Annotated in this window: 12 protein-coding genes; 9 read left to right on the forward strand and 3 right to left on the reverse strand. The window is 67.7% G+C overall.

Annotated features, from left to right (window positions below; translation table 11 throughout):
- Together ACAM49_RS34555 and ACAM49_RS34560 are read right to left on the reverse strand one after the other, a co-directional pair.
- A partial coding sequence (locus ACAM49_RS34555; RefSeq protein WP_369639745.1) for an SDR family NAD(P)-dependent oxidoreductase occupies positions 1 to 722 on the reverse strand: 722 nt, incomplete at its 3' end.
- 166 nt (positions 723 to 888) lie between these two features.
- Positions 889 to 2148, reverse strand: a complete 1260-nt coding sequence (locus ACAM49_RS34560; protein ID WP_369639746.1) for an FAD-dependent oxidoreductase — start codon at positions 2146 to 2148, stop codon at positions 889 to 891.
- 167 nt (positions 2149 to 2315) lie between these two features.
- Between ACAM49_RS34560 and ACAM49_RS34565 the strand changes: the two genes are divergently transcribed.
- From ACAM49_RS34565 to ACAM49_RS34575, 3 genes are all read left to right on the forward strand, one after another.
- On the forward strand, positions 2316 to 3512 hold the full coding sequence (locus tag ACAM49_RS34565; protein WP_369639747.1) for a hypothetical protein: 1197 nt from the start codon (positions 2316 to 2318) through the stop codon (positions 3510 to 3512).
- A gap of 156 nt (positions 3513 to 3668) precedes the next feature.
- Positions 3669 to 4223, forward strand: a complete 555-nt coding sequence (locus ACAM49_RS34570) for an NADAR family protein (protein ID WP_369639748.1) — start codon at positions 3669 to 3671, stop codon at positions 4221 to 4223.
- 261 nt (positions 4224 to 4484) lie between these two features.
- Positions 4485 to 5027, forward strand: a complete 543-nt coding sequence (locus ACAM49_RS34575; protein ID WP_369639749.1) for an NUDIX domain-containing protein — start codon at positions 4485 to 4487, stop codon at positions 5025 to 5027.
- Positions 5028 to 5121: 94 nt separating this feature from the next.
- Here ACAM49_RS34575 and ACAM49_RS34580 read toward each other — a convergent pair whose 3' ends face one another.
- A complete protein-coding gene (locus tag ACAM49_RS34580) occupies positions 5122 to 5871 on the reverse strand; it encodes an SDR family oxidoreductase (RefSeq protein WP_369639750.1) in 750 nt (249 codons plus the stop codon).
- A gap of 85 nt (positions 5872 to 5956) precedes the next feature.
- On the opposite strand from ACAM49_RS34580, the gene ACAM49_RS34585 reads away from it, so the two are divergent.
- The 6 genes from ACAM49_RS34585 to ACAM49_RS34610 all read left to right on the forward strand — a co-directional run.
- Positions 5957 to 6775 carry a helix-turn-helix transcriptional regulator gene (locus tag ACAM49_RS34585; protein ID WP_369639751.1) on the forward strand — a complete coding sequence of 273 codons (819 nt, stop codon included), beginning with the start codon at positions 5957 to 5959 and terminating at the stop codon, positions 6773 to 6775.
- Positions 6776 to 6850: 75 nt separating this feature from the next.
- The gene (locus ACAM49_RS34590; protein ID WP_369639756.1) at positions 6851 to 7504 is read left to right on the forward strand and encodes an ABC transporter permease; all 654 of its coding nucleotides are present in this window, start codon (positions 6851 to 6853) and stop codon (positions 7502 to 7504) included.
- Positions 7494 to 8666 carry an ABC transporter ATP-binding protein gene (locus tag ACAM49_RS34595; protein WP_369639752.1) on the forward strand — a complete coding sequence of 391 codons (1173 nt, stop codon included), beginning with the start codon at positions 7494 to 7496 and terminating at the stop codon, positions 8664 to 8666. The genes ACAM49_RS34590 and ACAM49_RS34595 overlap by 11 nt, the downstream gene beginning before the upstream one ends.
- Positions 8663 to 9412 (forward strand): ABC transporter permease, encoded by a 750-nt coding sequence (locus ACAM49_RS34600; RefSeq protein ID WP_369639753.1) that lies wholly within the window; start codon positions 8663 to 8665, stop codon positions 9410 to 9412. The genes ACAM49_RS34595 and ACAM49_RS34600 overlap by 4 nt, the downstream gene beginning before the upstream one ends.
- Positions 9409 to 10392 carry a glycine betaine ABC transporter substrate-binding protein gene (locus ACAM49_RS34605; protein ID WP_369639754.1) on the forward strand — a complete coding sequence of 328 codons (984 nt, stop codon included), beginning with the start codon at positions 9409 to 9411 and terminating at the stop codon, positions 10390 to 10392. The genes ACAM49_RS34600 and ACAM49_RS34605 overlap by 4 nt, the downstream gene beginning before the upstream one ends.
- 143 nt (positions 10393 to 10535) lie before the next feature.
- Positions 10536 to 11595: FAD-dependent monooxygenase (locus ACAM49_RS34610; RefSeq protein ID WP_369639755.1), on the forward strand; the 1060-nt coding region annotated here is incomplete at its 3' end.

Consider the following 11595-nt stretch of genomic DNA (forward strand, 5'->3'; position numbering starts at 1 on the left):
GGGCGGGTGCGGATGGCCGTCTCGATCCAGCGGGCGGCCTCGGCGGGGTCGAGGGCGGAATCCGGGATGTACGTGGGGGATTCGGCGTCGAGCTTGAAGGCCGGGTATTGGACCGTGGTGACGTGGATGCCGCGCGGGGAGAGCTCGGCGTCGGCGCACTGGCCGAAGGTGGTCCAGGCGGCCTGGGCGGCCGCGTAGGAGGCGAAATTGGGGGCAGCGCCGGTGTTGGCGCTCCAGGGCCCGACATTGACCACGTGGCCCGCGCCGCCCGCGAGCATGGCGGGCAGCAGGCCCAGGGTCAGGCGCAGGGGGCCGAAGTAGTACGCCGACATCATGCGCTGGTAGTCGCGGAAGCGGTCCAGCGACTGCAGGACCGGGCGGCGGGTGGGGCGGCCGGTGTTGTTGACCAGCACGTCGATGGCGTCGAATTCGGTGAGCAGCCATTCGACCAGCTGATCCACATCGCCGAGGGCGGAGATGTCGCAGCGGAACCAGTGCGCGCGACCCCCGGCCTCGATGATGGTGGCGCACTCCTCGACCAGCTGGGAGCCGTTGCGCGCGACCAGGATTACCTCGGCGCCGTGAAAACCCAGTAGTCGCGCGGTTTCCCGCCCGATATCGGAGGTGGCGTCGGTGACGACAATGCGTTTGCCCGATATCGGTAGTTCCCCCGCGAGGGAGCCGGCGGAGCGGGGGCGGCGGGCAGCACGGAATTCGATCATGGGACAGGCAACCTTCATCTGAGGATTGAGCATGAACCATGCACCGATGCCCCGCCGACAGCACCGATACCGCCGCTCCGCCGGTGCTGTTCGAGTCGAGAAGCCGGGCTGTTGGAGAAGAGAACTCGGCTGCTAACCGATAGCTGGCAGTGCGGCGGAACACATTCTATTCGGTCGGGTCATAACGCCGGGCGCGTTCGGCGAGACAGATCTCGTCGATTCCGGAGACGATGTCGCGCAACAGTTCCGAGGGCAGCGCGGCCGGGCGCAAACGGCAGGTGAACGTGATGAAGCCGTGGTCCTCGTCATCGAGTTCGCGCAGGTAGCGGGACCGCACGCCATAGGTCATGGCCGAGATGACGGTGAAGCAGCCGGTGCGCTCGCGGTGTCCGGCGAACAGGTCGTGCAGGCCGTGGAAGACCCGTGCGTAGTTCGACAGGGGTGCGAAAACCGAGACGCGGTAGGCCGGTCCGCGCTCGGAGGAGGAGATGACGGTATCGGCCAGGTACTCCGCATCGCGCAGGGTCAGCACCTTCGGAGCGAACATGAGCGCGCCCGCGGCGGCATTGCGGACCGGCATGCCGGCGCGGCCGCCCGCCGAGGCGGCGATGGCGCCCAGAGACTTTCGGGCGCGGGCGCCGACCTCGCGGCGGGCGCGCAGCGAGAGGTTCGGGGTGGTGGGGTGCAGGCTCGACCACTGGCCGAAGCGCACGGTGCCCAGTTGCACGGTGCCGGTACCGACCGGTCGGGCCACCTTCAGGGGCGCGGTGTCGACCCAGCGGCCGACCTGCAGCAGCGAATCGCCCGGCGACTGAATCTCCTTGTAGGAGTGCTCCACCCAGGTGTCGAAGTCCAGGAAGCGGTGCGCGTCGGTGGTGAGCCAGGTGCGGTCCTTGTCGATGCCGGTCACCTCGAGCGTCAGCGCGGTGATGATCCCGGTGCGCCCGCCGCCGCCCAGGATCCGGCGGAAGCGCTCGGCGTGATGGGTGCGCCCGCAGGTGCCGAATCGCCCGTCCTGATCGACGTATTCGACCTCGACCACATTGTCGCTGAACATGCCGTAGCGGTGCGACGCCGCCGACAGCCCGCCCACCGCCGCGAATCCGCCCGCCGTGATGTCCCGGTGGTCGCCGACGATGGGCAGCCCGAGCCCGTGCGCGCCGAGGGTCCGGTCGATGTCGTAGAGGCGCGCCCCCGCCTGCACCCGCACCGTCCGGGCATCCGCGTCCACCACCTGCACCCGGTTCATCTTGCGCAGGCTCAGCACGCTGCCCTGATCCGGCAGCCCGAACTCCTCGTCCGGCCGTTCCCCACCCCGGATGATCAGCGGTTTCGTAGAACGTCGCGAATCCCGAACGGTCCGAACCACATCCGCGGTGTCGCGGGGCAGATATTCGTCGGGGTGGGTGGAGACGGGCGTGCTCATGGCGCTACAGCTAACCATAGTCACGCGCATTGTGCTCGTAGTTGGACAGCCGTCTCAGTGAGCACCGCGCGGACACCGTGTGAACAGCGCGTTTTCGGTTGTGGCGCATGGGTTCCCTGGGAATTTGCCGGGAGCGATTGTCGTCGGTCGGGCGTAGAGTCCGCGCCATGAGTTTCCTGGGCGGGGTGTTCGGGTCGGGGCGAAATCGGTTCGGCAAGAAGGTGTTGGAACAGGTGCTCGGGTACGACGCCGTGGAGTCCGCCCGATTCGATGCCGAGGCGTACGAGATCGCGTATGTGCTGAAGAACGGGTACGCGGCGAAGCTGAACCTGGACACGCTGTATCGGCGGTTCGACGGGAAGATCGACGCGGGGCTGTTCGAGGCCGTGGACGCGCTGCTGCTGCCGCCGGACGCGCCCGCCGGGTGGGAGCAGGTGGCGCCCAGGCTGCGGCCGGTGCTGCGCAAGGCCGGATACGGGGCGGTTCGGCTCGACGGCGTCGACGGGCGCGATCTGGTGCTGGCCCGGCCCGCATTGCCGTATCTGTCGGAATTGGTGGTCATCGATCTGCCCAGCACCGTGCAATTCGTGACCAGGCAGGATCTTTCGCGCTGGGGCGTGGACGCCGAGACGGTGTACTCCATCGCGCACGCCAACCTCACCGACCTGGCCATGAACACCCTGGAGGCGTTCGAACCGGTGACCGGGGTGCGGGTGCTGGAATTCGCCGATGATGACGGGGAGAGCTATGTCGGGTCGCTGCCGCTGGTGGCGGGCTGGCTGGCGGGTGCGGCGGTCCGAAGTGAAACGCGCCCATTGCTTTTCCTACCCGGGCACCTGGGCATGTTCGTGGTGCTCGGTGCGACCCCAGAGATACTGGTGCAGCTCATGCACCTGGCCGAGGAACGCTACGAGGCGGCGCTGCGGCCGCTGTCCACCGTTCCCTACACCATCGACGACGACGGGGAACTCGTCCCGTACCGCGTCGATTCGGACCATCCGGCGTATGCCGCCATCCGCCACGCCGAGATCCAGCTGGCCGTCAGCGCCTACCGCGCGCAGACCGAGCGGCTGCGCGCCGAACGCGAAGACGAGACCGGCATCCCGGAACTCCTGCACCTGCGCAATCCCGACGGCACCGAGACCACCATGACCTCCTGGCCCGACGGCACACCCAACCTGCTACCCCGTGCCCACTACATCTGCTTCGTAGCCCACGACGGCGACGTCTTCCGCGTCGCCTGGGACGAGGTGACCCGCCTGGTGCCCCTCGACCCCGCTCCGGACTACGACCCACCCCGCTACCGAGTCCACGACCACCCACCCGCCGAAATCATGACCCAACTCCGCGCCCTGGCGAGTTGATCACGGCCCCGGGCGAAATCGGCCGACCCGCGGATTTCGCCGAGCTGGCGCGTCCGTGCGAAGTTGGCGCGGGTGGTGTGGTGCGGCGGCGCGTCGGGGCGGCGTGGCGGAATAAGCACGCGACCCTGTCACCTGGGTCGGCTAGGGTTTGGCGGCGTGGACAGGGCGCAGCTGACAGCTGAGATGGCGGACGGGGCTAGACCGGAGTTTCTGTTCTTCTGGGGGCATACGCGCACCCCGGGGCACGAGGTGGGCAAGTGGGTGCTCAGCCAGTGGTGGCCGGTCGAATTCACCGTCGACGGCCAGACCTACCGCAGCGCCGAGCATTTCATGATGGCCGAGAAGGCCCGCCTCTTCGGTGACGAGCCCATGCGCACCCGCGTCCTGGCCGCCGACACCCCCGCCGACGCGAAACGCCTGGGCCGCGCCATCTCCGGCTTCGACCAGGACACCTGGGAAGCACACCGCTTCGACATCGTCCTGCGCGGCTCCATCGCCAAATTCGGCCAGCACGACCTGCTCCGCGACTTCCTCCTCGCCACCTCCGACAAGGTCCTGGTCGAAGCCGCCCCCCACGACACCATCTGGGGCATCGGCCTCCCCGCCGAAAACCCCGCCGCCACAGACCCTTCCCAATGGCGCGGCGAAAACCTCCTCGGCTTCGCCCTGATGGAAGCCCGCCACGCCCTCGCTCCAGCCCGCCACTCCTAGCCCCAGACCACCGCTGGCGCCCCACCTACCGCTCCTAGCCCGCGGCGAACCCTTAGCGCCCCGCGCCTGCCGCTGCTAGCCCGCCACGACCACCTAGGGCCCGGCCCGCCACCACTAGCGCGCAGTGGCCGCTCGCCCGACCGCACGCCCAGCGCTCCCACCAAGATCAGGGAGCTGTCAGTGCCGCGATTCGGGCAAAATTTCGCGCTGGGAGCTCCCTGATCTTGGTCGATTGCCGGGGGCGTGGGGCAGGATCGGGGCATGGAGACGGTCGAGAGTCGGGAGATCTACTCGAATCGGTGGATCACGCTGCGGGAGGACGTGGTTCGGCAGGGCGATGGGGAGGAGTCGATCTACGCCTTCATCCGGAAGGCGGACTTCGCGGTGGTGATTCCGTGGGACGGGGAGCGGTTTCAGCTCGTCGAGCAGTATCGGTATCCGCTGGGGCGGCGGTGCTGGGAGTTCCCGGGTGGGGCCGTAGCGGGCGAGGACTTCGATCCGATCGCGGTGGCCCGGCAGGAGTTGCGCGAGGAAACCGGCCTGCGCGCGGAACGGCTGACCCTACTGGGAAAGGTGTCCCCGGCCCCGGCAACCAGCACGCAATACGGGCACGTCGTGCTGGCCACCGGATTGACCGCGGGCGCGCATGAGCGGGAGTGGTCCGAGCGGGATATGGAATCCGCCTGGTTCTCACGAGGTCAACTCGAGGACATGATCACCGAGGGCGTGATCGTCGACGCCCAGTCGATCGCCGCATACTCCCTTCTGCTGCTGCGGGAGCGGCGCGGCGGACTGCTGGGCTAGACCGGCGTGCAGATGGGCCTATTCCTACATTTTCCGCCGCCTGCGAGCAGGAAACTGCTCGTGGAGGGCCGAAAATGTAGGCTCAGGCCCATTTTCACCACTCGATGATGCCGTATTCCTCCTTGCCCCAGATGTGGCCGTAGAACGTTCCCGTCGGTCCGTCCGCGGGGAGGGTGGCGAGGTGGACGCTGGGTTCCGCGCCTTGCTCGGCGGTGCGGAAACCGCTGTTGCCGTTGAGGTCGGTGGCGGTGTAGCCGGGGTTGGCGGCGTTCACCTTGATGGGGGTGTCCTTCAGTTCCATCGCGTAGAGGACCGTCACCATGTTCACGGCGGTCTTGGACGAGGTGTAGGGGATCGCCGAAACCATTTGCGAGAGAGGACTGTTCGGGTTGGTGCGTCCGGCCAGGGAGCCGACTTCGCTGGACACGTTCACGATTCGTCCGGCTTCGGCGCGTCGCAGCAGCGGCAGCAGCGCATTGGTGACGGCGACCAGGCCGAACACATTGGTCTCGTACACGTGCCGCAGAGTGGCGAGGGTGCCCGAGGACGGCTTGCCGTCGCCGTCGAGACCGCCGCCGATCCCGGCATTGTTGACGAGAACGTCGAGCCGGCCGAACTCCGCCTCGATGCGGGCGGCGGCCCGCCGGACGGATTCCTCGTCGCTGACGTCGATCTGGATGAAGTGGGCGTCCGCGCCCTCGGCCCGCAGTTTGTCCGCGGCCGCCTGCCCGAGCCCGGGATCTCGCGCGCCGAGGAGGACGGTCATGCCGCGCGCGGCCAGCTGCCGGGCGGTCTCGAATCCGATGCCCTTGTTGGCTCCGGTGATGAATGCTGTTCTGCTCATGCGAAAAAGCATCGCCCTGCTGGGGTTTCGGCGGGAGGCCCAACTTGTACCACCCAAAGTGCGGGACAGCGACCACACTGGAGGCATGGCTGACAAGAACGAACTCGCGGCCTTTTTGAGGGCTCGCCGGAATCGGCTGACACCGGGTGATGTCGGCTTGCCCAATGGACTCAACCGGCGGGCGCCGGGATTGCGTCGGCAGGAAGTGGCGCAGCTGGCGGGTATCTCGGTGGATTACTACATACGCATGGAGCAGGCGCGGGGGGCAAAGCCGTCGCGGCAGGTGCTGGCGGCGCTGGCGCGGGCGCTCATGCTCACGGTGGACGAGCGGGAGTATCTGTTCCGGATGGCGGGGGAGAATCCGCCGGTGGTGAGCGGGCCGAATCGCACTGTGCAGCAGTCGGTTCGGACGATTCTGGACAACCTATCGACGCCCGCTTATGTGGTGGACGCGACCTATGAGGTGCTGGCCTGGAATCGGGCGGCCGGGCCGTTCATCGGTGATCTGGACAGCGTTCCCGATCATGAGCGGAACATGGTGCGCTGGATGTTCCGTGAGGCGGCCGACCATCCGCAATGGTCCGATGCCGACACGCGCGATTTCGCGCGCGCCATCGTCGCCGATCTGCGCGCCGCCTACGCCCGCTATCCCGGGAATCCGGCGCTGGCGGCCCTGGTGACCGAACTGCTCGGCACTTCCAAGCGATTCGCCGATATGTGGTCCGCCCATGACGTGCAGGTGCGCCGCAACCACCGCAAACGGATCCGCCATCCCGAATTCGGCCCGCTCGATTTCCAATGCCAGGTGCTGCACATTTCCGATACCGACCAGCGCATCATCGTGTACTGCGCGGCCTCACATACGCGCACCGCCAACGTCTTTCACTCCCTCGCACAGGGATGAGACCGGGCCGAACCGGCCCGATGTAAGCCCGCTTGCCGGTACGCTCACAGCGGAACCCAGTGGGAGGGCAGCGCACTGGACACGTTGTGGACCTATGTCGCGGACCATCGTCAGCAGCTGCTGACGGATTCCTACCTGCATGTCTCGGCGGTCGTGCAATCGGTGTTGATCGCCTCGCTGGTCTCGGTGGTCATCGGCGTGCTGGTGTACCGCAGTCCGCTGGGGTCGGCCGCCGCCACCGCTGCCGCCAGCATCATTCTGACCATTCCTTCCTTCGCTCTGCTGGGCATCCTGATTCCCGTTCTGGGACTCGGGGTTCCGCCTACGGTGACCGCGCTGGTGCTGTACGCGCTGTTGCCGATCCTGCGCAATACGATCGTCGGGCTGTCCTCGGTGGATCCGGCCGTGACCGATGCCGCGCGCGGTGTGGGCATGAACCGGCTGCGGGTGCTGACCGGTATCGAGCTGCCGTTGGCGTGGCCCGCGATTCTGGCCGGGATGCGGGTGAGCACGCAGCTGATCATGGGGATCCTGGCGATCGCGGCGTATGCGAAGGGCCCCGGGCTGGGGAATCTCATCTTCTCAGGGCTGGAGCGGCTCGGCACGCCGACCGCGGTGCCGCAGGCGCTGACCGGCACGGTGCTGATCGTGGTGCTGGCGCTGGTGCTCGACGCCCTGCTGGTTCTGCTCGGACGACTGACCACTCCCGGAGGTATCCGTGCCCGATAACGAGACCGCCGCCGTCTCCGGTGTCGAGATCGTGCTCGACTCGGTCACCAAACGCTATCCGGGACAGGATGATCCGGCCGTCGACAGCGTGTCCATGACCATCCCCGCCGGTGAGATCGTGGTGCTGGTCGGGCCTTCCGGCTGCGGGAAGACCACGACGCTGCGCATGATCAACCGGCTCATCGAGCCCAGCGCGGGCACCATCACCATCGGCGGGCGCGATGTGATGGCGGAGAATCCGGACCGATTGCGCCGGGGCATCGGGTATTCCATTCAGCAGGCCGGGCTGTTCCCGCACCTCACGGTGGCCAAGAACGTGGCGACGGTGCCGGGGTTGATGGGCTGGGACCGTAAGCGCGTCGCGGAGCGGGTCGACGAAATGCTCGCGCTGGTCGGCCTCGACCCGGCCACCTTCCGCGGTCGATACCCGCGCCAGCTCTCCGGCGGCCAGCAGCAGCGGGTCGGGGTCGCGCGCGCCCTCGCCGCCGATCCGCCGGTGCTGCTCATGGACGAACCCTTCGGCGCGGTCGACCCGATCACGCGCGGACTGCTCCAGGACGAATTGCTGCGTCTGCAAGCGGAACTGCGCAAGACGATCGTCTTCGTCACCCACGACTTCAACGAGGCGGTCAAACTCGGCGACCGGATCACGGTGCTGGGCAACGGATCCCGCATCCTCCAATACGACACCCCGGCCGCCGTGCTCGCCGATCCGGCCGATGCGACCGTGGCCGGATTCGCCGGTGCGGACGCCGCGCTGAAGCGCCTCACCCTCACCCGGGTCGCAGACGTCGACCTCGGCGACTGCCCGACCGCGACGGAGACGGATTCGGTCGAATCCCTGCGGAAGACGCTCACCAAACAGCACGGCGACTTCGGCCTCATCGTGGACGCGAACCGCCGGCCGCTGCGGTGGGTGACCCGCACCCAGCTCGAAAACGCGACATCGCTGAACGACGTTGGAACGCCCGTGGGCGAGGGGGTTTCGCTGCGCTCCACCCTCCAGGAAGCCCTCGCAGCCCTGCTGGCCGAGAGCACCGCGAACGCCGTCGTCACCGGCAACCGCGGGGAGTACGCGGGGCTGATCACGATCGACACCTTGGTCGCGCACCTCTCGGCGCTACGCGCGGGGCAGGGCTCAGCGGACGGGGAGTCCGCATGACGGCGCAGACCGAGCGGCGGGCGGAGCGGATTCGGCTGTTGGCGCAGCCGGTGTTGGCGGTGGCGCTCGGTGGGGGAGTGCTGGTGTGGGGGTTCGATCGGGATATGACCACTACGCAGCGGGCCAGCTTGACGGCGGACAATCTGGTCACTGTTATCAGGCAGCACGTGTTGATCACGGTGACGGTGGTGGCGATTGTCGTCGCTATTGCGGTGCCGTTGGGTACCTTGCTCACTCGGCATCGATTTCGGTTGCTGGCACCGTTTTTCGTCGGCATCGCGAATATCGGCGCGGCTGCTCCCGCCATCGGACTGATCGTGTTGTTCTATCTGATCACCCGCACGACCGGGTTCTGGATCGGGGTCGGGCCGATCGTGCTGGTGTCACTGCTGCCGGTACTGCGCAACACCATCCTCGGGTATCAGCAGGTGGATCCGACGCTCATCGATGCCGGTCGGGGGCAAGGGATGTCGGCGTTGACGGTGTTGCGGCGGATCGAATTGCCGCTGGCCGTGCCCTACATTCTGGCGGGGCTGCGGACCTCGCTGGTGCTGGCGGTCGGCACCGCGACGCTGTCGTTCCTGGTGAGTGCGGGCGGGCTGGGGATTCTCATCGATACCGGATACAAGCTGCGGGACAACGTCACGCTGTGGGTGGGTGCGCTGTTGGCGGTCGGGCTGGCGCTGCTGGTCGACTGGTTAGGTGCGCTGGCCGAACGCTATCTGGGACCGAGAGGACTGCGGTGAGATCCCGAATCCGGTGCGGCTGTGCGGCATTCGCCTCGATCCTGGTGCTGCTGGTCAGCGCGTGCGGGCTGGAGGCGGGCAGTGCGGTGCCGCTGCGGGTGGGGGCGGGCAGCATCCGGCCGGTATCGGAGCTGAAGGGTGTGCGAATCACGGTCGGCTCCAAGGACTTCACCGAGCAGAGCATCCTCGGCTACCTCGTCGAATTCGCGCTCACCGCGGCGGGCGCGGAGGTGCGCGACCTGACCAATATCACCGGCTCCAACAGCCTGCGCGACGCCCAGTTGCACGGCCAGGTCGATATCGCCTACGACTACACCGGCACCGGGTGGATCAACTATCTGGGCAACGAATCTCCCGTCGCCGGTTCGCAGGAGCAGTTCGAGGCGGTCCGCGACGCCGACCTCGCCGCGCACGGAATGGTCTGGGCCGCAATGGCTCCCATGAACAACACCTACGCCATGGTGGCCAGCGCGAAGACCGCCACGGACACCGGCGTGACCACGCTGTCCCAATACGCGAACCTGGTCAACACCGATCCCGGGTCGGCCGCCACCTGCATCGGCACCGAATTCAGCGTGCGCCAGGACGGATTCCCGGGCATGGCACGCAAATACGGGTTCGACGCCGGCAAGGCGAACAAGCAGATCGTCCAGGACGCCATCGTCTACCAGGCGGTCGCCGACGCCCGGCAATGCCGCTTCGGTTCCGTCGCCGCCACCGACGGCCGCATCCCCGCGCTGGGCCTGCGCCTGCTCGACGACGACCGCGGCTTCTTCCCGAAATACAATGCGGCCCTGGTCATGCGCAAGGATTTCGCCACCGCCCACCCGCAGATCGTCGACCTGCTCACCCCCATCTCCCGCCTGCTGACCAACGAGACCATCACCGACCTCAACCGCCAGGTCGACGTCGAAGGCCGCGAACCCGCCCAGGTCGCCCGCACCTGGATGGCCGCCCAGGGCTTCATCACCATCCCCTGACAACCCGCACGGCACCGGCGTCGTGTTGTCGCAGTCTGCCAACGTTCGTTGGCCAACAACTGTTGACACCGTTGCGACCGGGTCGTATTGTCTAATTCAACAGACGTTGGCCAACAAATGTTGGCAGAGCATCAGGAGTCGTCATGAACACCGTTCCCGCCACCGCCTCGGTCGTCATCGTCGGCGCCGGTCCCGCCGGAATGACCGCGGGCATCGCGCTCGCCGACGCCGGGGTGGACGTGGTGCTGCTGGACAAGCTGGCCGAGGGCGCCAACACCTCGCGTGCGGTGGTCGTGCACGCCCGCACCCTCGAGGTGCTCGAGCAGTTCGGCGTCACCGAGCAGCTGCACGAGCGCGGAATCGTGGTGCCGCACTTCGTCATGCACGATGCCGACCGCGTGCTGGCCCGCATCTCCTTCGAGGGACTGCCCACCAAGTACCCCTACACCGTCATGCTCGGTCAGGAATCCACCGAAGCCATCCTGCTGGCGCGGCTGGAGAAGGCAGGGGCAAAGGTGTTCCGGCACAACGAGGTAACCTCCGTCGTCCAGGACGCCGACGGGGTCACCGTCGAGTACACCGATGCGGACGGCAATGCGAATTCCATTCGGGCGCAATGGGTCATCGGTGCCGATGGCATGCACAGCAAGGTCCGCGAGGCCGCGCAGATCGGCTTCACCGGCGCCACCTATCCCGAATCCTTCGTCCTCGCCGACGTCCGCATGACCTGGCCGGACCCGCGTGACGAAGTCTCCCTGCATCTTTCGCCCGAGGGCGTCACCGTCGTCGCCCCGCTGCCGGACCCGGAGCCCAACCGCTACCGCATCGTCGCCACCGTCCCCGACGCCCCCGAACACCAGGACCTGGCCTACGTGCAGGCCCTCGTCGACGCCCGCCGCCCCGGCGCGAAGGTCAAGGTCGAGGAGATCATCTGGAGCTCACGCTTCCGCGTCCACCACCGGGTTGCCGACCACTACCGCGCCGGCCGCATCCTGCTCGCCGGCGACGCCGCCCACGTCCACAGCCCCGCCGGCGGCCAGGGCATGAACACCGGCATCCAGGACGCCGCCCTGCTCGGCCGCCTGCTCGCCGCGGTCGTCGACGGCGCCCCGGAATCCACCCTCGACGAGTACGAAAAGACCCGCCGCCCAGTCGCCCAGGGCGTCGTCAAGTTCACCGACCGCGTCACCCGCATGGCCACCC

The organism is Nocardia sp. JMUB6875 (genome assembly GCF_041154655.1).
GTDB lineage: Bacteria > Actinomycetota > Actinomycetes > Mycobacteriales > Mycobacteriaceae > Nocardia.

Excerpts from the sequence above, each read along its gene's own strand:
- ACAM49_RS34585 (WP_369639751.1), top strand. The coding sequence starts at position 5,957 with ATGGCTGACAAGAACGAACTCGCGGCCTTTTTGAGGGCTCGCCGGAAT.
- ACAM49_RS34560 (WP_369639746.1), bottom strand. The coding sequence starts at position 2,148 with ATGAGCACGCCCGTCTCCACCCACCCCGACGAATATCTGCCCCGCGAC.
- ACAM49_RS34565 (WP_369639747.1), top strand. The coding sequence starts at position 2,316 with ATGAGTTTCCTGGGCGGGGTGTTCGGGTCGGGGCGAAATCGGTTCGGC.
- ACAM49_RS34600 (WP_369639753.1), top strand. The coding sequence starts at position 8,663 with ATGACGGCGCAGACCGAGCGGCGGGCGGAGCGGATTCGGCTGTTGGCG.
- ACAM49_RS34580 (WP_369639750.1), bottom strand. The coding sequence starts at position 5,871 with ATGAGCAGAACAGCATTCATCACCGGAGCCAACAAGGGCATCGGATTC.
- ACAM49_RS34575 (WP_369639749.1), top strand. The coding sequence starts at position 4,485 with ATGGAGACGGTCGAGAGTCGGGAGATCTACTCGAATCGGTGGATCACG.